This window comes from Streptomyces xingningensis, from assembly GCF_054957865.1.
Window position 1 is genome coordinate 1 of record NZ_JBDJPF010000027.1, and the last position, 19969, is coordinate 19969.

The 19969-nt window shown below is 69.3% G+C and carries 16 protein-coding genes and 5 tRNA genes; 10 read left to right on the forward strand and 11 right to left on the reverse strand.

All coding sequences use genetic code 11. The features are described from left to right. Positions 1-96: 96 nt before the first annotated feature. A tRNA-Gly gene (locus ABCR83_RS16020) sits at positions 97-168 on the reverse strand. 129 nt (positions 169-297) lie between these two features. Further along, on the reverse strand, positions 298-615 hold the full coding sequence (locus ABCR83_RS16025) for a histone-like nucleoid-structuring protein Lsr2 (RefSeq protein WP_462695687.1): 318 nt from the start codon (positions 613-615) through the stop codon (positions 298-300). 326 nt (positions 616-941) lie between these two features. On the opposite strand from ABCR83_RS16025, the gene purS reads away from it, so the two are divergent. From purS to purL, 3 genes are read left to right on the forward strand one after another with little or no spacing between them, the layout of a single operon-like run. Then, positions 942-1187, forward strand: a complete 246-nt coding sequence (gene purS / locus ABCR83_RS16030) for a phosphoribosylformylglycinamidine synthase subunit PurS (protein ID WP_042151546.1) — start codon at positions 942-944, stop codon at positions 1185-1187. Then, entirely contained in the window at positions 1184-1864 is a 681-nt protein-coding gene (gene purQ / locus ABCR83_RS16035) for a phosphoribosylformylglycinamidine synthase subunit PurQ (protein WP_462695688.1), read from the forward strand. Before purS ends, purQ begins: the two co-directional genes overlap by 4 nt. After that, the gene (purL, locus tag ABCR83_RS16040) at positions 1861-4140 is read left to right on the forward strand and encodes a phosphoribosylformylglycinamidine synthase subunit PurL (protein WP_462695689.1); all 2280 of its coding nucleotides are present in this window, start codon (positions 1861-1863) and stop codon (positions 4138-4140) included. Before purQ ends, purL begins: the two co-directional genes overlap by 4 nt. Here the strand turns inward: purL and ABCR83_RS16045 are convergent. Next, on the reverse strand, positions 4115-5644 hold the full coding sequence (locus ABCR83_RS16045) for an MFS transporter (RefSeq protein ID WP_462695690.1): 1530 nt from the start codon (positions 5642-5644) through the stop codon (positions 4115-4117). The two genes, purL and ABCR83_RS16045, sit on opposite strands and share 26 nt — an antisense overlap. A 139-nt stretch (positions 5645-5783) precedes the next feature. Between ABCR83_RS16045 and ABCR83_RS16050 the strand changes: the two genes are divergently transcribed. The 4 genes from ABCR83_RS16050 to purM all read left to right on the forward strand — a co-directional run bounded on the left by ABCR83_RS16050 (position 5784) and on the right by purM (position 10040). Next, positions 5784-6452, forward strand: a complete 669-nt coding sequence (locus tag ABCR83_RS16050) for a TetR/AcrR family transcriptional regulator (protein WP_462695691.1) — start codon at positions 5784-5786, stop codon at positions 6450-6452. A gap of 10 nt (positions 6453-6462) precedes the next feature. Next, positions 6463-7296, forward strand: coding sequence for a sterol carrier family protein (locus tag ABCR83_RS16055; RefSeq protein ID WP_462695692.1), 834 nt, complete (start codon positions 6463-6465; stop codon positions 7294-7296). 115 nt (positions 7297-7411) lie between these two features. After that, a complete protein-coding gene (gene purF / locus ABCR83_RS16060; protein WP_462695693.1) occupies positions 7412-8926 on the forward strand; it encodes an amidophosphoribosyltransferase in 1515 nt (504 codons plus the stop codon). Positions 8927-8969: 43 nt separating this feature from the next. Further along, positions 8970-10040: a phosphoribosylformylglycinamidine cyclo-ligase gene (gene purM, locus ABCR83_RS16065; protein WP_462695694.1), complete on the forward strand. Its 1071-nt coding sequence runs from the start codon at positions 8970-8972 to the stop codon at positions 10038-10040. Between the two features lie 68 nt (positions 10041-10108). On the opposite strand, the gene ABCR83_RS16070 is transcribed toward purM, so the two are convergent. Beyond that, a complete protein-coding gene (locus ABCR83_RS16070; protein ID WP_462695695.1) occupies positions 10109-10366 on the reverse strand; it encodes a DUF3073 domain-containing protein in 258 nt (85 codons plus the stop codon). A 325-nt stretch (positions 10367-10691) separates the two neighbouring features. Then, complete coding sequence (locus ABCR83_RS16075; RefSeq protein WP_462695754.1) at positions 10692-11804, reverse strand: Leu/Phe/Val dehydrogenase; 1113 nt, start codon at positions 11802-11804, stop codon at positions 10692-10694. Positions 11805-12057: 253 nt separating this feature from the next. Between ABCR83_RS16075 and ABCR83_RS16080 the strand changes: the two genes are divergently transcribed. Further along, on the forward strand, positions 12058-12900 hold the full coding sequence (locus tag ABCR83_RS16080) for a hypothetical protein (RefSeq protein ID WP_462695696.1): 843 nt from the start codon (positions 12058-12060) through the stop codon (positions 12898-12900). A 489-nt stretch (positions 12901-13389) separates the two neighbouring features. Next, positions 13390-13596, forward strand: coding sequence for a developmental transcriptional regulator BldC (gene bldC, locus ABCR83_RS16085; protein WP_003949541.1), 207 nt, complete (start codon positions 13390-13392; stop codon positions 13594-13596). 478 nt (positions 13597-14074) lie between these two features. Here the strand turns inward: bldC and ABCR83_RS16090 are convergent, their stop codons facing one another. The 6 genes from ABCR83_RS16090 to ABCR83_RS16115 form a co-directional block, all read right to left on the reverse strand. Then, positions 14075-14332: a DUF6274 family protein gene (locus ABCR83_RS16090; protein ID WP_462695697.1), complete on the reverse strand. Its 258-nt coding sequence runs from the start codon at positions 14330-14332 to the stop codon at positions 14075-14077. A 185-nt stretch (positions 14333-14517) separates the two neighbouring features. Next, positions 14518-14592: transfer RNA gene (locus tag ABCR83_RS16095), tRNA-Asp, on the reverse strand. An 82-nt stretch (positions 14593-14674) separates the two neighbouring features. Then, positions 14675-18619, reverse strand: coding sequence for an ATP-dependent RNA helicase HrpA (gene hrpA, locus ABCR83_RS16100; RefSeq protein WP_462695698.1), 3945 nt, complete (start codon positions 18617-18619; stop codon positions 14675-14677). Positions 18620-18790: 171 nt separating this feature from the next. After that, a tRNA-Phe gene (locus tag ABCR83_RS16105) sits at positions 18791-18864 on the reverse strand. Positions 18865-18887: 23 nt separating this feature from the next. Then, positions 18888-18962 (reverse strand) — tRNA-Asp (locus tag ABCR83_RS16110). Positions 18963-19001: 39 nt separating this feature from the next. Further along, positions 19002-19074 (reverse strand) — tRNA-Glu (locus ABCR83_RS16115). A gap of 148 nt (positions 19075-19222) precedes the next feature. On the opposite strand from ABCR83_RS16115, the gene ABCR83_RS16120 reads away from it, so the two are divergent. Beyond that, positions 19223-19573 carry a metallopeptidase family protein gene (locus tag ABCR83_RS16120; RefSeq protein ID WP_462695699.1) on the forward strand — a complete coding sequence of 117 codons (351 nt, stop codon included), beginning with the start codon at positions 19223-19225 and terminating at the stop codon, positions 19571-19573. Positions 19574-19969: the final 396 nt, after the last annotated feature.

Genomic DNA, 19969 nt, shown 5'->3' on the forward strand with positions numbered 1-19969 from the left:
CACTGCGCCTCCCCCTTGGAAAGGGGGCGCTCTACTACTGAGCTACACCCGCGCGACCATCCACCTGATCCACTTGCGTGGTCGGTAAACGGTGAGAGCGGGTGACAGGAATCGCACACTGCGCCTCCCCCTTGGAAAGGGGGCGCTCTACTACTGAGCTACACCCGCGCGTTCCGGGGAGTCCGGCCTCTTGGCCTCGCCCCTCGGCGTGCTCCAGACTCTAGCGGATCATGGGGGGTGCAACGCAAATCCGGTTCCGGCGGAGGCAGTCGGGAGGGACTGCCCCCGGCCGACTGCTCAGTTCGCGGCGCTGAACGCCTCGTACACCTTCTTGGGGATCCGGCCGCGCGGCGGCACGTCCATGCCGTGCGAACGGGCCCAGGCGCGAACCGCCGCCGGGTCGGGTGCCACGGCGGTACGGCGGTACGCCTTGCCGGAGCGGGACCGCTTGCGGCCCGCCTCCAGGTAAGGCGCGAGTACGGCCCGGAGTTTCTTGGCATTGACCGTGCTGAGGTCGATCTCGTACGACTTGCCGTCGATGCCGAAGGTGACGGTCTCCGCGGCCTCTCCGCCGTCGATGTCATCAAAGAGCGTGACCACTACGCGCTGCGCCACGGAAAGGGTCCTTTCAGCCTGCATCGCCGCGCTGACCTGCGGCGATGTAAGGGGTGCGATGGTTCTGGGGCAATGCTTATTCATTTGTACAACAAAGGGCATTGCATGGTGAAGCCCAGTTAATTCCGTCAGTGTGCCCCGGTGCAATCGGAACCGTGTGTTCTTCAGGTGTTTTTGCCGGGGATTTTCCGGCCGGGTTGCCGGTTGTTGCCCGATTCCGGGTGGGTGTCATGGCATGGCCGCCGGATATCTATGCGCGTAGATTTTTTGGGACGGTACGCTGGCGGCACCGCTTCAGCTCACGCACCACACCACCGGGAGTGCCAGTGGCACGCGTCGTAGTCGACGTCATGCTCAAGCCGGAGATCCTCGACCCGCAGGGCCAGGCGGTGCAGCGCGCACTGCCACGCCTGGGTTTCGAGGGGATCGCCGACGTCCGTCAGGGCAAGCGCTTTGAACTCGAGGTGGAGGGCCCGGTCGACGAAGCCGCCCTCGCCCGAATCCACGAGATGGCGGAAACGTTTCTCGCCAACACCGTGATCGAGGACTTCACCGTGCGAGTGGACTCGTGACGGTCCGCGTAGGAGTCATCACCTTCCCCGGCACCCTCGACGACCGCGACACCCAGCGCGCGGTCCGCATCGCCGGCCTCGAACCCGTGCCGCTGTGGCACCGGGACAAGGACCTCAAGCAGGTCGATGCCGTCGTACTGCCCGGCGGTTTCTCCTATGGCGACTATCTGCGGGCGGGCGCCATCTCCCGCTTCTCGCCGGTCATGGGGACCGTCATCGACCAGGCCAGGGGCGGGATGCCCGTCCTGGGCATCTGCAACGGCTTCCAGGTGCTCACCGAGACGCACCTCCTCCCCGGCGCGATGCTGCGCAACAACCACCTGCACTTCGTCTGCCGCGACCAGCGGCTGCGGGTGGAGAACGCGGAGACCGCCTGGACCTCCGACTACATGGCGGGCGAGGAGATCTCCATCCCGCTGAAGAACATCGACGGCCGGTATGTGGCCGACGAGCGCACCCTGGACGAGCTCGAGGCCGAGGGCCGCGTCGCCTTCCGCTACCTCGACGGCAACCCCAATGGCTCGCTCCGCGACATCGCGGGCATCACCAACGCGGCGGGCAATGTCGTCGGCCTGATGCCCCACCCCGAGCACGCGGTCGAGCCGCTGGTCGGCACCGGCCGCACGGACGGCCTCGGATTCTTCACCTCGATCCTCAAGAGGCTGGTCAACGCATGAGCCTGGACACGGTCAAGCACGCGGCCGAGACGCCCGACACCCCCCAGCCCTGGGCCGAACTCGGCCTCAAACAGGACGAGTACGAGCGCATCCGCGCCATCCTGGGCCGCCGCCCCACCGGCGCCGAGCTCGCCATGTACTCCGTGATGTGGTCCGAGCACTGCTCATACAAGAGCAGCAAGGTCCACCTCCGCCAGTTCGGCGAGAAGGCCCCGGAAAACGACGCGCTGCTGGTCGGCATCGGCGAGAACGCGGGCGTGGTCGACGTCGGCCAGGGCTATGCGGTGACCTTCAAGGTCGAGTCGCACAACCACCCCTCCTACATCGAGCCCTACCAGGGCGCGGCCACCGGCGTGGGCGGCATCGTCCGCGACATCCTCGCCATGGGCGCCCGCCCGGTCGCCGTGATGGACCCGCTGCGGTTCGGCGCCGCCGACCACCCCGACACCAAGCGGGTACTCCCCGGGGTGGTCGCGGGCATCGGCGGCTATGGCAACTGCCTGGGGCTGCCCAACATCGGCGGCGAGGTCGTCTTTGACCCCTGCTATCAGGGCAACCCGCTGGTCAACGCGCTGTGCGTGGGCGTGATGAAGCACCAGGACATCCACCTGGCGAAGGCCTCCGGGGCGGGCAACAAGGTCATCCTCTATGGCGCCCGTACCGGTGGCGACGGCATCGGCGGGGTCTCCGTCCTGGCCTCCGAGACCTTCGACGCTGACAGTCCCGACGGGGTCTCGGCCAATCGTCCGGCCGTCCAGGTCGGCGACCCCTTCCAGGAGAAGCTCCTCATCGAGTGCACCCTGGAGATCTTCCGCGAGGACCTGGTGGACGGCATCCAGGACCTCGGCGGCGCAGGCCTGTCCTGCGCCACCAGCGAGCTGGCCAGTGCTGGTTCCGGTGGCATGCGGGTGGAACTCGACACGGTCCCGCTGCGCGATGCGACCCTCTCGCCCGAGGAGATCCTCATGAGCGAGTCGCAGGAGCGCATGTGCGCGATCGTCGAGCCGGACAAGGTGGCACGCTTCCTGGAGATCTGCGAGAAGTGGGATGTGATCGCCACCGTCATCGGTGAAGTCACCGACGGCGAGCGGCTGGAGATCTTCTGGCACGGGGAACAGATCGTCGACGTGCCGCCGCGCACGGTCGCCCATGAGGGCCCGGTGTACGAGCGCCCGTACGCCCGCCCCGACTGGCAGGACGCCCTCCAGGCGGACGACGCGGCGAAGCTGCCCCGCCCGGCGACCCCGGACGAACTGCGCGCACAGGTCCTCAAGGTCATCGCCTCCCCCAACCAGGCGTCCAAGTCCTGGATCACCGACCAGTACGACCGTTTCGTCCAGGGCAATACCGTCCTCGCCCAGCCGGAGGACTCCGGCATGGTCCGCGTCGACGAGGACACCAACCTCGGTGTCGCCATCGCCACGGACGGCAACGGCCGTTACACCAAGCTGGACCCCTATGCGGGCGCGCGGCTCGCGCTGGCCGAGTCGTACCGCAATGTGGCCGCCTCCGGCGCCCGCCCGCTGGCCATCTCCAACTGCCTCAACTTCGGCTCGCCCGAAGACCCGGCCGTGATGTGGCAGTTCGCCGAGGCCACCCGCGGTCTGGCGGACGGCTGCCTGGAGTTGGGCACCCCGGTCACCGGCGGCAATGTCTCGCTCTACAACCAGACCGGCGAGACCGCCATCCACCCGACCCCCGTGGTCGCCGTGCTGGGCGTCATCGACGACGTCAACCGCCGTACGCCGATGGCCTTCTCGGAGGAGGGCCAGCTGCTCTATCTGCTGGGTGACACCCGTGCGGAGCTGGGCGGCTCGGCCTGGGCCCAGGTGATCCACGACCACCTGGGCGGGCTGCCGCCGGCCGTGGACCTGGAGCGCGAGAAGCTGCTCGGCGAGATCCTGATTGCGGCCTCCCGCGACGGCATGGTCGACGCCGCCCACGACCTGTCGGACGGCGGGCTGGTCCAGGCCCTGGCGGAGTCCTGCCTGCGCGGCGGACGGGGCGCGCGGATCGTCGTCCCGGACGGCCTCGACCCGTTTGTCTTCCTCTTCTCGGAGTCCGCGGGCCGCGCGGTGGTCGCGGTGCCGCGCAGCGAGGAGCTGAGGTTCGGCGACATGTGCGGGGCGCGGGGTCTCCCGGCGGTGCGGATCGGGGTCGTGGACGGTTCTGTGCTTGATTCAACTGCGGTCGTAGACATCCAGGGCCAGTTCACCCTCCCGCTGACCGAGCTGCGGGAGGCGTACGAAGCTACGCTCCCGGCGCTGTTCGGGTAGCCGGTTCACCTTGCCGGACGGGCCGACCAGCCGGCCCGTCCGGCTCCTCCGCGGCAGCGGCCGGCACCCGCAGCCGGAGCGCCAGCACCACCGCGATCACCATCGCCCCCGCCGCACAGGCGAACACCGTGTCCACCGAGGTCACGAACGCCCGTACCGCGTGGGCGTGTTCCGCACCCGCCAGCGCGGCGATCCCGCTGGTGGACCCGCCCGGTACCTTGGACTCGTACATCCGGCTCAGCACCGTGCCGAAGAGGGTGGTGCCCAACGCGCCGCCCAGGCTCTGGAAGAAGCGGATGCCGGTGGTCGCCACCCCCAGCTGGTGGCGCGGCGCCGTCTCCTGGGCCAGCCGGATGAGCTGTCCCAGCAGCTGCCCGAACCCCACGCCCAGCAGCAGCAGTTCGGCGCCGACGAGCCACAGTCCGGTGTGGACGCCCGTGGTGGCGAGCGCCCCCAGGGCGACGGTCACACAGCTCGTCCCGCTGATCACAAACGTCCGCGTCGACCAGCCGCGCCCGGCCAGCCGGCCGGAGAGCAGACCGACGATGGTGAGTCCCGCCGCCATGGGGATCATAAAGAGGCTGGCGGAGGTGGCCGCGATACCCCGGGCCACCTGCAGATAGAGGATGACATAGACGATCGACCCCAGCATGGCCACGCCCATGAGTCCTTGCAGGGCAAATGCCTTCACCAGCACCGGGTTGCGGAACATCGACAGCGGTAGCACGGGCTCGGCCGCCGTGGCCTGCCGCCAGACGAACAGGACCAGCAGCAGCACGGTCGCACCGATCAGCCCGAGGACGGCCGGTGAGCCCCAGGCGTACTCCTTGCCGCCCCACTCGGAGATCAGCAAGAGGGTGACGGCGAACGCGGCGGCGAGCCCGGCGCCGAGGAAGTCGATGCGGTGCCGGGTGCCCTGACGGGGGATCCTGATGAGCACGGCCGCCAGGGCGAGCACGGCCACGCCGATGGGCAGGTTGACGTAGAACACCCAGCGCCAGTCGGCGTGGTCGGCGAGCAGCCCGCCGAGTACCGGACCCAGTGCCATGCCCGCGCCCGCGATGATGCCGCCCATGGCGGTGCTGTTCCCTCTGCTTTCCCCGTCCGGCCTCGGCAGTTGAGCCATGACGACCATGGTGACGCTCATCAGCCCGCCGCCGCCGAGCCCCTGCACCGCGCGGAACACGATGAGTTGGTTCATGGACTGCGCGGCGCCGCACAGCGCCGAGCCGAGCAGAAACACGGCGATCGCCCCGAGGAAGACCCGTTTGGCACCCAGGGTGTCGCACAGCTTGCCGTACAGCGGCAGGGCGGCGGTCGCGGCCAGGGCGAAGGCACTGATCAGCCAGGGGATCCGGTCGATGCCGTGCTCGGGATCCAGCTCGCGGGCGATGGGGACGGTGGCGGCCGACACGATGTTCTGGTCGATCACCGCCAGCAGGATCGTGGCCATACAGACCAGAAGGGCGGCCCTGAACCGCCTCTGCTCACTTCGTTCGCTCATGGGTTCCCCCTTGAAAGACCGGCGGGCGGACGGGAATCGGCGCCCGGCACATCTTGCCCACCAAACATGTACTGAGTCAATTCTTGATCCGAGTAAGTTTAATATCTCGGTCAAAAAATCGCCTTGGTACAGTCGTGGCATGACCGATGGGCGGGGCCTCCGTGAACGCAAGAAGGAACAGACTCGGCGCGCCCTGTGGAGGGCCGCCAGGGAGCTGGCCCTCGAGCGCGGCTACGACAAGGTGTCCGTCGCCGAAATCGCCGCCGCGGCCCAGGTCTCAAAGATGACCGTCTTCAACTACGTATCCTCCAAAGAGGACTTGATCCTCGGCCCGATGGAGGAGCACCTCGAGGACGCCGCCCGCGCCGTACGCGACCGGCGGCCCGGAGAGTCGATGGTGGCCGCGGTTCGCAGGCAGTTCATTGCGGCCCTCGCCGCCCACGACCCCTCGGTGGCGCTGAGCGGCGCACCCGAAATCGCCGCGGTGCGCCGCTTGATCGAGGACACTCCCGCCCTGCGGGCCCGCGCCCTGCAATTCTCCGCGCGGGCCCAGAAGCTGCTCACCGAGGAGATCGCTGCGGCCGTCGGCCCCGAGGAAGCCGAGCTGGCACCGGTCGCCGCGGGGCTGTTGATGGGCACCCGCAATGCGCTGATGGCCTACAACCACCAACGGCTGCTGGCCGGGGACACCCCCGAAGAGGTCCACCCCGACGCGGTCGCCCTTGCCGAGCGGGCGTTCGCGATGCTGGAGTCCGGGCTCGGGACCTTTGGATCGGCGCCGCAGCCGGGTTCAGGCGCTCCGGATTAGTCTCGGCGGCATGACAGCCGCCCAACGCAAGCCCCGCGCCCGCACCTACGAGCCCGCCAGGACGAGGGCCGCCCTGGCGAGCCAACTCCGCGCCCTGCGCGAGACGGTGGACGGGCTCTGTGCCGCACCCGACGCCCCCGCGCGCCTCGCGGCCCCCACCCGGCTCGGGACCTGGACGGTCCGCGAACTGATCGTCCACATCGCCGCCACCCTGGAACAACTGCCGCTGCGCCTCGCCGAACCGCGCCCCGCCCCGGCCGAACCGAGGGTCGGCCTGCCCAACTACCCGGGCCTGCTGCGCGATTACGCGGAGGTCGTCGCGACCACGGTGACCTCGGCCGCGGCGGCCCTGGGCGGGGAACCGAGGGCCGTGGCGGCCCGCTTCGCCGCGGCCTCGGACACGGCGGTCGAGGCTGCGGACGGGACGGACCCGGCCACCGTGATCGCCACCCGGGTCGGCCCCATGACCGTGCTCGACTTCCTGGTGACCCGGCTGCTGGAAACCGTGGTGCACGGCGACGACCTGGCCGCCGCCACCGGACTGACCGTCTCCCATGACCGGCAGGCCCTGGCCGCCGTGACCCGGCTGCTGGCCGACGCGCTGGCCGCCAAGGCCCCCGGCGGCTCGGTCGAGGTCCGTATCCCGCCGTTCGCCGTGGTGCAGTGCGTGGCGGGCCCCCGGCACACCCGCGGCACCCCGCCGAACGTGGTCGAGACCGACCCCCTCACCTGGATCCGGCTGGCCACCGGCCGGACGGACTGGGCCTCCGCCGTCGACGACGCACGGGTCTCGGCCGGCGGTGAACGCGCGGACATTTCCCCGCAACTTCCGCTGCTCGGCTGAGCCGGGAACAGCCGCGCGGTGATTCGCTGTAGACACCAAGTGGCTGTGCGTGGTGTGAGACATCCCTGGTCGTCCCCGGTTCGGATGAACCTCGCGGCTGCCATAGACTCAAGGTGTGCCTCGTGGTGACGGACGACTCAACCACGACCTGCTCCCCGGCGAGAAGGGCCCCCAGGACGCTTGCGGCGTCTTCGGTGTCTGGGCGCCGGGCGAAGAGGTCGCCAAACTCACCTATTTCGGACTGTATGCGCTGCAGCACCGTGGACAGGAGTCCGCGGGCATCGCAGTGAGCAACGGCTCCCAGATCCTCGTTTTCAAGGACATGGGCCTGGTCTCCCAGGTCTTCGACGAGACCTCGCTCGGCTCGCTCCAGGGCCATATCGCGGTGGGCCATGCCCGCTACTCCACCACCGGTGCCTCGGTGTGGGAGAACGCCCAGCCCACCTTCCGGGCCACCGCCAACGGGTCCATCGCCCTGGGCCACAACGGCAACCTGGTCAACACGGCCGAGCTGGCCGAGCTGGTCGCCGCGCTCCCCAAGGAGAACGGCCGGGCCACCCAGGTCGCCGCGACCAATGACACCGACCTGGTCACCGCCCTGCTGGCCGGGCAGGCCGTCGACGGCAAGCCGCTGACCGTGGAAGAGGCGGCCACCAAGGTCCTGCCCGTGGTGCAGGGCGCCTTCTCGCTCGTCTTCATGGACGAGCACACCCTCTACGCCGCCCGTGACCCCCAGGGCATCCGCCCGCTGGTCCTCGGCCGGCTGGAGCGCGGCTGGGTCGTCGCCTCCGAGACCGCCGCCCTGGACATCGTCGGCGCCACCTTCGTCCGTGAGGTGGAGCCCGGCGAGCTGATCGCCATCGACGAGAACGGCGTCCGCAGCAGCAACTTCGCCGAGGCCCGCCCCAAGGGCTGTGTCTTCGAGTACGTCTACCTCGCCCGGCCCGACACCGACATCGCGGGCCGCAATGTCTACCTCTCCCGGGTGGAGATGGGCCGCCGCCTCGCCGCCGAGGCCCCGGCCGAGGCCGACCTGGTGATAGCGACTCCGGAGTCCGGCACCCCCGCCGCCGTGGGCTATGCCGAGGCCAGCGGAATCCCCTACAGCTCCGGGCTGGTCAAGAACAGCTATGTGGGCCGTACCTTCATCCAGCCCAGCCAGACCATCCGCCAGCTCGGCATCCGCCTCAAGCTCAACCCGCTCAAGGAGGTCATCCGGGGCAAGCGCCTGGTGGTCGTGGACGACTCCATCGTCCGCGGCAACACCCAGCGCGCCCTGGTGCGGATGCTGCGCGAGGCCGGCGCCGCCGAGGTGCACATCCGGATCTCCTCCCCGCCGATCAAGTGGCCCTGCTTCTTCGGCATCGACTTCGCCACCCGTGCGGAGCTGATAGCCAACGGGATGACCGTCGAGGAGATCGGCAAGTCCCTGGGCGCCGACTCCCTCGCCTATATCTCCATCGACGGCATGATCGAGGCGACCACGATCGCCAAGGGCAACCTCTGCCGTGCCTGCTTCGACGGCGAGTACCCGATGGAACTGCCCGACCCCGAGCTGCTCGGCAAGCACCTGCTGGAGACCGAGCTCGCAGGCGGCCCCGACGCCGCGGACGCCCTGCGCCGCCCGTAAGCAACCCGCCGCTCATCCACTACAGGGAAAGTTCTCAGGACCCATGTCATCCGAGACAACCGGTGCCAGCTACGCAGCCGCGGGCGTCGACATCGAAGCGGGCGACCGCGCCGTCGAACTCATGAAGGAATGGGTCAAGAAGGCGACCCGCCCCGAGGTGGTGGGCGGCCTCGGCGGCTTCGCCGGCCTCTTCGACGCAAGCGCCCTCAAGCGCTATGAGCGCCCGCTGCTCGCCTCCGCCACCGATGGCGTCGGCACCAAGGTCGACATCGCCCGCCGGCTGGGCGTCTACGACACCATCGGCCACGACCTGGTCGGCATGGTCGTCGACGACCTGGTGGTCTGCGGTGCCGAACCGCTGTTCATGACCGACTACATCTGCGTCGGCAAGGTCCACCCCGAGCGGGTCGCCGCCATCGTCAAGGGCATCGCCGAGGGGTGCGCGCTCGCGGGCTGCGCCCTGGTCGGCGGCGAGACCGCGGAGCACCCCGGGCTGCTCGGCGCCGATGAGTTCGATGTCGCCGGTGCCGGTACGGGCGTGGTCGAGGCCGACCGGGTGCTGGGCGCGGATCTCATTCGCACGGGTGATGCCGTCATCGCGATGGCCTCGTCCGGACTTCACTCGAACGGGTACTCGCTGGTTCGTCATGTGCTGTTCGACCGGGCCGGCTGGAAGCTGGACCGAGAGGTTCCGGAGTTCGGCCGCACCCTCGGCGAGGAGCTGCTCGAGCCCACCCGGATCTACTCGCTGGACTGCCTGGCCCTCACCCGCACGGCCAGGGTGCATGCCTTCTCGCACATCACCGGTGGCGGACTCGCCAACAATCTGGCACGAGTGATCCCGGATCACCTCCAGGCGAGCATCGACCGGTCGACCTGGGCACCGGGCGCGGTCTTCGACCTGGTCGGCCGACTCGGCGAGGTCGAGCGGCCGGAGCTGGAGAAGACCCTGAACATGGGCGTCGGCATGATCGCCGTCGTGCCGCCGGAATCCGTGGATGTGGCGCTGGCCACCTTCGCCGACCGGGGCGTGGACTCCTGGGTCGCGGGGGAGATCACCGAGCGCGGCGACCACCCCGAGCCGGTGACCCTGACCGGTGACCACTCAGCCTGAGTCGCTCCGGGCAGCACAGAACCCGGTCCGGGGCGAGGCCCCGGACCGGGTCGGTGAGAGTCTTCGCGTCAAGCGCGGCGACGGTATGCGGACTGATCGGACGCGGAGTGCTCGTCCTCGTCCTCATCGTCGTTGTAACGCGCCGCGTACTGAGCGTACGGGTCGTCGTCCAGCTCGTCGTCGAGCGGCTCGCTGTTCGGCGGCTGCTTCGTCGGCGATGTTGCGCCCAGCTCGTCGGCCAGACGTGAGAGGTCCGTCCCGCCGCTGCTGTACTTCAGCTGGCGGGCGACCTTTGTCTGCTTGGCCTTAGCCCGGCCGCGCCCCATGGCTCGACCCCCTCAATGACGGGGCTCGACGGCCCCAGAGTCTTGACACGCGTTCACGATCATGATCAGAGCGGACCCCTGCTTAGGGATCCGTCCTGTAGGACTTCAACGGTACCTGCTTCCGCCGTCATACGGTACGTCGCCCGCATGACGTGCCACGGAGCACAACCCGCGAGGCGCCCCGTCCCCGCTGGTCAGCTGCGATTTTAACCCGTCCTTCGCGGCGACCCGCCGAGGGGTGGTGAGCGATCTCTCGCTTGCCACCCCCCGGCGGCGTGTCTGTGGGGACCGCTGTGCGGGTCCCGTCCACCAGATCGGAGACCGCTTAGCGCCGGGTCTGCCGGGGCACGGCGGCCGAACGGGCCTCGGCCATGCGCTGTTCGGCGAGCCGGTCGGCTGCCGCGGCCGGCGGGATGCCGTCCAGCCGGGCCCGGTCGAATATGGCCAGAGTCGTGTCGAAGATCCTGGTCGCCTTCGCCTTCGCCCGGTCGAAGTCAAAACCGTGCAGCTCCTCCGCGACCTGGATCACGCCGCCGGAGTTCACCACATAGTCCGGGGCGTAGAGGATGCCGCGGTCGGCGAGGTCCTTCTCGACCCCGGGGTGGGCGAGCTGGTTGTTGGCCGCGCCGCACACCACGGTGGCGGTGAGGGCGGCCACGGTTTCGTCGTCCAGCGCGCCGCCGAGGGCGCAGGGGGCGTAGACGTCGAGCGGGGTGCGGACCAGCGCGGCTGCGTCCGGCACGGCGGTGACCTGCGGATGGCGGGCGGTGATCTGCTCCACGGCGGCCGCCCGCACATCGGTGACCACGACCTCGGCGCCATCCTCGATCAGATGCCCGACCAGGTGGTGGCCGACCTTCCCGATCCCCGCGACGCCCACCCGGCGGCCGCGCAGCGTCGGCTCGCCCCACTGGTTCTGCGCCGCCGCCCGCATGCCCTGGAAGACACCGAACGCGGTGAGCACCGAGGAGTCCCCGGCGCCGCCGTGCTCGGGCGAGCGCCCGGTGGTCCAGCGGCACTCGCGGGCGACGACGTCCATGTCCCGCACATAGGTGCCGACATCGCAGGCGGTGACATAACGGCCGCCGAGAGAGGCCACGAACCGACCGTAGGCGAGCAGGAGTTGCTCGGTCTTGATCTCGTCGGGATCACCTATGATCACGGCCTTCCCGCCGCCGTGGTCAAGGCCCGCCAGGGCGTTCTTGTAGGACATTCCGCGCGAGAGGTTGAGCGCATCCCGGACGGCCTCCTCCTCGGAGGCGTACGGGTAGAAACGCGTGCCGCCGAGGGCGGGGCCCAGGGCGGTGGAGTGGAGGGCGACGACGGCCTTGAGCCCGCTCTCGCGGTCCTGGCAGAGCACGACTTGCTCATGGCCGCCGAGGTCGGACCGGAAGAGGGTGTGCAGCACGCTCTCCGTGCCTGGGGGTACCCCCTGCACGGAGTGCTTGGGGGAGGTGGGACGTACGTCAGTCACGGTGGTGACTCCATATGTCTCGCGGAGGTCGCCCTCCGGGGGTGAGGGAGGGCCGGTTGGGACGAGCGTAGGGCCTGTGGGCCCGCCGCACCGGCCCGGTGCCGAGGATCACCCTCCCGGGCTCCGGCGTCATGGGACGATTTGGACGGTGGAACGGTCCGGAAGGGGAGGGCAGCGGCAACTCCCCGGTGGCCGCCAATGGCTTGAGGGAGCGAGCGTGGGTCTGGCGTCGTCGGTGACCGTCCCGTACGCGGCATATCTTCGGGTCTATGAACCGCTGGGTGCCTTCCCCGAGCCGGAACGTGCGCACTGGGCGGGCTATGCGCGCCGGGCGGATCTGCCGACGGCGCAGGACGAACTGCGGCGTTCGCTGGCCGACTTGCTGCCCACCCCGCCGGTGCCGGTGCCGGTGCACGAGAGCGCCGACGCCTTTGTGACGGTGGTGGACGGCGTCGTCTGCGTCTGCCCCTGGCGCACCCGGCTGCGCGGCTGGCTGGCGCTGGAGGAGCTCTCCGAGCGCTTCGCGGAGCCGGTGCTGGATGCGGTGCTGCCGCCGGTGGTGCGCCGCCAGGCCGAGGCCGACTATGTGCGCTGGCTGGAGTGCAACCCGGACGCCCGGCCGTGGATCCGGACCGCGACCTGGCAGGTGCCGCTGCGCTGGTTCGTCCTCTTCGCCGACGGGGAGCGCGAGTACGGCAAGGCCCCGGAGGGGGAGGGGCTCGTCCTGCGCTATCGCACCCCCATGGTGCAGGCCCGGCGGCGGGTCGCCCGGGGGCTGCGCACGCTCCGGGATGCCATCGAGGAGGGGCCGCTGATCGACGGCCTGGTGGATGTGGGGCGTTGGCTGGAGGAGTTCCACCCGCGCTCGCTGGTGGAGCTGGACTACGGCGGGCTGGTGCACATGGTGCCGGAGGCGCAGCTCGCCGACGACCGCTCCGCGGCCGACACGGCGGAGGGACTGGCCGCCCTGCGGGCCGGGGACGGAGCGCGGGCGAGCGAGGCGTATGAGCGGCTGACGGAGCGCTGGCGGGCGGTAAGGGACCGTCAGTTCGCCAACTGAGGCCTCGGGAGGCCACTCTGGGATGACGCGGGTTCGGGATAAGGGACCTAGGTCCCGATCCGGGCCATTGGAGCAACCGTGATCTAACGCACTTACGTTAGGTCTTGCGCCCATCGCCCACCCTCGTGGCAAAATAGGACAAGGAGTCCGGGAAGGACTCCTTCCGTCCGAGTAAGGGTGGATTGATCGGTATTGCACTCCTTGGCGGGTCTGATGACCCCTGATCCCACTGTGACTGATCGTCACGGTGACGTGACTGTCCGCTATGGCATGGTCCATCGGCTTCCGTTGAGGTTGAACACCTGAGAGGGCAATTCCGTCGGTTTGGCCGACGTGGCTGGACAGATGGTGTAGTTGTAGTGCCGAGGACAAGCCGTTCGTCCTATAACCGACTCGGCCCGCGTCTGCCATTTCGGGCAACGTGGGTCAAGGTGCAGAATTTAGAGGAAAGAACCGATCCTGAACTCGGTTCTCCCGAGGAGGCCGCTCATGACCGCTCGCACCCCTGATGCCGAGCCGCTGCTGACCCCGGCTGAGGTTGCCACGATGTTCCGCGTGGACCCGAAGACGGTCACGCGGTGGGCCAAGGCAGGCAAGCTCACGTCCATCCGTACGCTCGGAGGGCACCGCCGTTACCGCGAAGCGGAGGTCCGCGCACTGCTGGCGGGCATTCCGCAGCAGCGCAGCGAGGCCTGAACTACCGCATGACCGGGCATTTTCCGGGGCCCCCAACCCGGTGACCGCCCAACCCCCAAGCTCCACCTGATTCACCGGCGACGGATACCTGCCCCCAACGGGATCCATGCCCGTTTCCCGGGCACGTCGCCGGCCGGGTCGTCGATCGCGCTGGACTCCGCCGGGTCCAGCGCGATCTTTTTATGCCCGATTTCGGGCCGGGCGGCCGGCCGCAAGTCCCGGAGGGCCGGTCGGGGGTGGGGTGGTTCCGGCCGGGTTGAGAGCTTTGGGGGTTGGTTGAACGGTCGGTGCAATTGCACATATTAAATTGACCCATGAGGAGCGGAGTGCCAGTTCCCCCCGCTCGGAAACTCCTTCGGTGACTCCCGTCACAGCCCGGCGCGCTTGTCGCTCCGCGCGCCGCTGCGGTAGAGCGGGCGACAGAAGGACGTCCGCTGCCAGCCTGACAGCCGACTGCCGTGGCGGAGACCGCCGTTGGTCACCACGCGGCGGGACTTTCGTCCCGGCGTGTCTTCCGCGGGCCCTGGGCGCCCTCGGCCGCCAGAGCGGTGTCCAGGGTCCGCGGGGAAGGCACCGGGGCCTCCCCGGCCGCGGACTCCTGGACGAGCCGCAGCAGCCGGTGGCAGACCGGACAGTGTCTGGTCAGGTGCCGGTAGCCGACGGCGGCCGAGAGATGAGCACGCAGCAGTGCCCGCGTCTCGTGCCGGATGCCGTTTGCCCGTTCGGTGGTCGTCATCGAGCACAGCACCTCCTCTTGACTGGGTACCCCTGGCACGTGTCGCAGTCAAGGCGGGTGACGGGAAGGCCCGGCTCCCTCGAGGGAATCCGGGCCTTCAACTACTGCCGTTTTGAGGTGACTTGCCGAAGCCGGGCAACAGCAAGGCCCGCACCGGCGTACCGGGTGCGGGCCTCAATCTAGTGCGGTCCTGACGGGATTTGAACCCGCGGCCTCCACCTTGACAGGGTGGCGAGCACTCCAAACTGCTCCACAGGACCTTGCTTCGCGCTCCGCCTCCGCGGGGCTGCGAAGCAAGACTCTACAGCAGGTCAGGGGGTGCGGTCGAACCCGATCTCCAGGTCAGGGCGCGAGCCGGTCGATGGCCTTGACGATCCGCTTGTCCGAGACCGGATAGGCGGTGCCGAGGGCGTGCGCGAAGTAGCTCACCCGGAGCTCCTCGATCATCCAGCGGATGTCCCGTGCCTCCTGGGGAACCGGGCGGCCCGCGGGGAACTGCTCCAGCAGCCAGGCGTACTCGTCCCGCATCTCCTCGACCTTTGCCATCCGTGCCCGGTCCCGCTCGGCGTTGGTGGGCAGCTGGGTCAGCCGCCGGTCGACGGCCACCAGATAGCGCAGCAGATCGGGGAGCCGGTGCACCCCGTGAGCGGTCACAAAGCCGGGCTTGACCAGCTCCGCCAGCTGTTCCTTGACATCCGTGACGGACGTGAGCAGGACCGGGCTGGTGGTGGCCTTCAGCCGCCGCTCGCACGCCTGCCAGGCGGCCAGCACCTCCTGCACCTTGCGGATGGTGTCCAGCGTCACATCCGTGATGTCGGCCCGCACCTCGTCGAAGAGCTTGCGGAAGGACTCCTCGTCCCAGACCACCCCGCCGTGCACGGCGATCAGCTTGTCCGCCGCACCCGAGACACAGTCCTCGAAGAGCGCCTGGATCGAGCCGTGCGGATTGCGGGAGAGGGCGAGCTTCTGCGGGTTGCCGAGCTTGGACTGGGCGAATTTCGCGGGGTTGGAGGGCAGGTTGAGCAGGATCAGCCGACGGGTGCCGCGCCACATCGCCTCGCGCTGCTCCGGCTCGGTGTCAAAGAGCCGTACGGCCACCGAGGCGCCCTCGTCGACCAGTGCCGGGTAGGCCTTGACCGGCTGGCCCGCTCGCCGGGTTTCGAAGGTGCGCGGAAGCGCGCCGATCGTCCACCGGGTCAGTCCGGAGCGCTGCTCGGGGCCCGCGGCGGCGCCGGGGGAGGACTCGGCGGCCTTCTCGAAGGCCTTGGTGATCGCGGCCTGTGTCTTCGGCTTGAGCCGGATCCGCAGCGCCTCGAGGTCCTTGTCCTCGGCGATCTTCCGCTTGCGCTCGTCGACGACCCTGAAGGTGATCTTCAGATGGTCCGGGACCCTGGCGAGGTCGAAGTCCTCGGCCTCCATCCGTACGCCCGTCATCCGCTGCAGCTCGCGCGCCATGGCGGACGTCAGCGGCCCCTGGAGGGGCACCACGCCGTCGAGGAAACGCGCGGCGTAGTCCGGCGCCGGTACGCAGTTGCGGCGGATCGGCTTCGGCAGCGAGCGGATCAGCTCCGTCGCCAGGCCCTCGCGCAGGCCGGGGATCTGCCAGTCGAAGCCCTCGGACGTGACCTGGTTGAGCACCTGGAGCGGGATGTGGACGGTCACGCCGTCCGCGTCCGCACCCGGCTCGAACTGGTACGTCACCTTGAACTTCAGCCGGCCCTGCCGCCAGGAGTCCGGGTAGTCGGCCTTGGTGACCGCCTCCGCGTTCTCGTTGATGAGCATGGAGTGCTCGAAATTGAGCAACTCCGGCTCTTCGCGCCGCTTGTGCTTCCACCACGAGTCGAAGTGCGCACCTGAAACGACGTGTTCGGGCAGTCGCTGATCGTAGAAGTCGAACAGCGTCTCGTCGTCCACGAGGATGTCGCGGCGGCGGGCGCGGTGCTCCAACTCCTCGACCTCGCCGAGCAGTTTGCGATTGTCGTGGAAGAACTGGTGCTGCGTGCGCCAGTCGCCCTCGACCAGGGCGTTGCGGATGAAGAGCGCCCGGCTGGTCTCCGGGTCGATCCGCCCGTAATTGACCTTCCGTTGGGCCACGACCGGGATGCCATAGAGCGTCACCCGCTCATAGGCCATCACGGCCGCCTGCTTCTGCTCCCAGTGCGGCTCGCTGTAGTTCCGCTTGACCAGGTGCTGGGCGAGCGGTTCGATCCACTCCGGTTCGATACGGGCATTGACCCGCGCCCAGAGCCGGGAGGTCTCGACCAGCTCGGCGGACATGACCCAGCGGGGCTGCTTCTTGAAGAGCGCCGAGCCCGGGAAGACCGCGAATTTGGCGCTGCGGGCGCCGAGATACTCGTTCTTATCGGTGTCCTTCAGGCCAAGGTGCGAGAGCAACCCGGCGAGCAGCGACTGGTGCACCCGCTCCGGCGCCGCGTCCTCCTCGGAGAGGTGGATGCCCATGCCCTTGGCGACCGTGCGCAGCTGTGAATAGATGTCCTGCCATTCGCGTATGCGCAGATAGTTCAGGAACTCCGACCTGCACATGCGCCGGAACGCGGACGAGGACAGCGTCTTCTGCTGCTCGCGCACATAGCGCCAGAGGCCGAGGAAGCCGAGGAAGTCACTGGTCTCGTCCTTGAAGCGGGCGTGCTGCTGGTCGGCCTGCTGCTGCTTGTCCGCGGGCCGCTCGCGCGGATCCTGGATGGACAGCGCGGCCGCGATCACCATGACCTCGCGCACACAGCCGTTGCGGTCCGCCTCCAGCACCATCCGGGCCAGCCGGGGGTCCACCGGGAGCTGGGCGAGCTTGCGGCCGAGCTGGGTGAGCCGCTTCTTCGCGTCCTTCTGCTGCGGGTCGATCGCCCCGAGCTCCTGGAGCAGGTCGATGCCGTCCTTGATGTTGCGCCGGTCCGGCGGGTCGATAAAGGGGAACTTCTCGATGTCACCCAGCCCGGCGGCGGTCATCTGGAGAATGACGGAGGCCAGGTTCGTCCGGAGGATCTCCGCGTCGGTGAATTCCGGGCGGACCAGGAAATCGTCCTCCGAGTACAGCCGGATGCAGATGCCGTCGCTGGTACGGCCGCAGCGGCCCTTGCGCTGATTGGCACTGGCCTGGGAGATGGGCTCGATCGGCAGCCGCTGCACCTTGGTGCGATGGCTGTAGCGGGAGATGCGGGCGAAACCGGGGTCGATGACATACCGGATGCCGGGCACGGTCAGTGAGGTCTCCGCGACATTCGTGGCGAGCACGATGCGGCGGCCGGTGTGCCGCTGGAAGACCCGGTGCTGCTCGGCATGCGAAAGCCGCGCGTACAGCGGCAGGATTTCCGTCAGCCGGAGTTTCTTCTTCTCCAGCGCATCCGCCGTGTCCCGGATCTCCCGCTCGCCGGAGAGGAAGACCAGGATGTCGCCGTCGCCCTCGCGCTGCAGCTCGTCCACCGCATCGCAGATCGCGGTGACCTGGTCGCGGTCGGCGTCGGTGGAATCCCCCTCCAGCAGCGGCCGATAGCGCACCTCCACCGGATAGGTGCGCCCGCTGACCTCGACGATCGGTGCCTCGCCGAAATGCCGGGAGAAGCGTTCCGGGTCGATCGTCGCGGAGGTGATGACGACCTTGAGGTCGGGGCGGCGGGGGAGGAGCTGGGCGAGGTAGCCCAGGATGAAATCGATGTTGAGGCTGCGCTCATGGGCCTCGTCGATGATGATCGTGTCGTACTGGCGCAGCTCGCGGTCGGTCTGGATCTCGGCGAGCAGAATGCCGTCGGTCATCAGCTTGACCATGGTGTCACCGCCGACCTGGTCGGTGAAGCGGACCTTCCAGCCGACCGCCTCGCCCAGCGGCGTCCGCAGCTCCTCGGCGACCCGCTCCGCGACCGTGCGGGCGGCGATCCGGCGAGGCTGGGTGTGCCCGATCAGCCCCTTGATTCCCCGGCCGAGTTCCAGACAGATCTTGGGGATCTGGGTGGTCTTGCCGGAGCCGGTCTCGCCCGCGACGATCACCACCTGGTGGTCGCGTATCGCCGCCAGGATCTCGTCCTTCTTCTGGCTGACCGGCAGCTGCCCCGGGTAGCTGACCGCGGGGACGGCGGCCCGGCGGCCCTCGACGCGCAGTTCGGCCTCGGCGATCCCGTCGGTGATCTCGGCCAGGACGGCAGCGCGGGCTTCGGGCTTGCGGATACGGCGTGCACCGTCGAGCCTGTGCCCCAGCCGCTGCTGGTCGCGCAGCATCAGCTCGGGCAGGCGCTCGGCGAGGTCGGCGAAGGTGGCGAGGGCAGGCTGCGTAGACATACGGATTCCAGGATCGCACCAGCGGCCGCGAAGCGGCGAATGCATTTAGCGGCGACCAGGGGGCTGCCGCGATCGCGGGAAGTCACGGCGGCGCCGCGGTCCGGCGGTGCCGCCGTGGGCCGCACCCGGGACACAAAACAGCGCCCCCCATCGGAGATGGGGGGCGCACCGTGGCTGGGGCCGGGGTCGAACCGGCGACCTTCCGCTTTTCAGGCGGACGCTCGTACCAACTGAGCTACCCAGCCAGGCGATCCAAGAAAGATCGCGGCGGTCCTGACGGGATTTGAACCCGCGGCCTCCACCTTGACAGGGTGGCGAGCACTCCAAACTGCTCCACAGGACCTTGCAATGTGCGAGCACTAGTCTCGCACATGGTTAAGCGTGCCCCCAACGGGATTCGAACCCGTGCTACCGCCTTGAAAGGGCGGCGTCCTGGGCCACTAGACGATGAGGGCTGATGGCCCACCTGGGCGCTTTGCGGCGCCTCGGGGACGTGAGAAGCATATGGGATGCGGGGAGGTATCGCCAAAACGGTTTCCCGGACCGGTCCGGGCGGTCCCCGCGGCCCGGCGCGCGAGGGGCGCTTGCCGGACAATGGCCAGCGTGCTGGAGATGACGCGCGAGGAGTTCGAGGAACTGGTCGCCGAGGCCCTGGACCGGATCCCGCCGGAGCTGACGCGGCTGATGGACAACGTCGCGGTGTTCGTGGAGGACGAGCCCGCGGCGGACGATCCGGAGCTGCTCGGGCTCTATGAGGGGACACCGCTGACCGAGCGCGGCGAGTGGTACGCGGGCGTGCTGCCGGACCGGATCACCATCTACCGGGGGCCGACCCTGCGGATGTGCGCGACCAGGGAAGAGGTCGTGGCGGAGGCCGAGGTGACGGTGGTTCATGAAATCGCCCATCACTTCGGGATCGACGACCGGCGGCTGCATGAACTGGGTTATGGCTGAGCGGCTCGCGTCCCGCGGACCGGCGTTCGGCGGGACGCTCTCGCCGCGCCCGCGGCGGGCGCGTGTCCTGGGCGGGGCGGGGTCAGTTGGGCAGTGAGCTGTCCCCTGTGATCCAAGAAGGCGGTCCCCATGCGCGCGCTCCCCGTGCACCCCGCATCCCCCGTGCACTCGGCGGTTACCCGTTTTGCGGCCGTGGTCGTGGCGACCCTGGCGCTCGGCGGGTGCATGAGCGTCGGCGACCCCGGCCGTCCGGCGCCCTCCGCCTCGGGGAAGCAGCGGGAGGCCGGGACCGAGCCGGATGGCGGGGATCCGGTGCCCGGGGGGCGCCCGGGGCGCGCGGATGCCAAGGCGGGGCATGGAGCGAGCGGGAGCCCGTCGGCCAAGGGGGCGCGCACG

Bases quoted from the DNA above. Each gene is read 5' to 3' on its own strand.
- purL (WP_462695689.1), top strand. From the start codon at position 1,861: ATGAGCCTGGACACGGTCAAGCACGCGGCCGAGACGCCCGACACCCCC.
- ABCR83_RS16045 (WP_462695690.1), bottom strand. From the start codon at position 5,644: ATGAGCGAACGAAGTGAGCAGAGGCGGTTCAGGGCCGCCCTTCTGGTC.
- ABCR83_RS16050 (WP_462695691.1), top strand. From the start codon at position 5,784: ATGACCGATGGGCGGGGCCTCCGTGAACGCAAGAAGGAACAGACTCGG.
- ABCR83_RS16055 (WP_462695692.1), top strand. From the start codon at position 6,463: ATGACAGCCGCCCAACGCAAGCCCCGCGCCCGCACCTACGAGCCCGCC.
- purM (WP_462695694.1), top strand. From the start codon at position 8,970: ATGTCATCCGAGACAACCGGTGCCAGCTACGCAGCCGCGGGCGTCGAC.
- ABCR83_RS16070 (WP_462695695.1), bottom strand. From the start codon at position 10,366: ATGGGGCGCGGCCGGGCTAAGGCCAAGCAGACAAAGGTCGCCCGCCAG.
- bldC (WP_003949541.1), top strand. From the start codon at position 13,390: ATGACCGCTCGCACCCCTGATGCCGAGCCGCTGCTGACCCCGGCTGAG.
- ABCR83_RS16090 (WP_462695697.1), bottom strand. From the start codon at position 14,332: ATGACGACCACCGAACGGGCAAACGGCATCCGGCACGAGACGCGGGCA.
- hrpA (WP_462695698.1), bottom strand. From the start codon at position 18,619: ATGTCTACGCAGCCTGCCCTCGCCACCTTCGCCGACCTCGCCGAGCGC.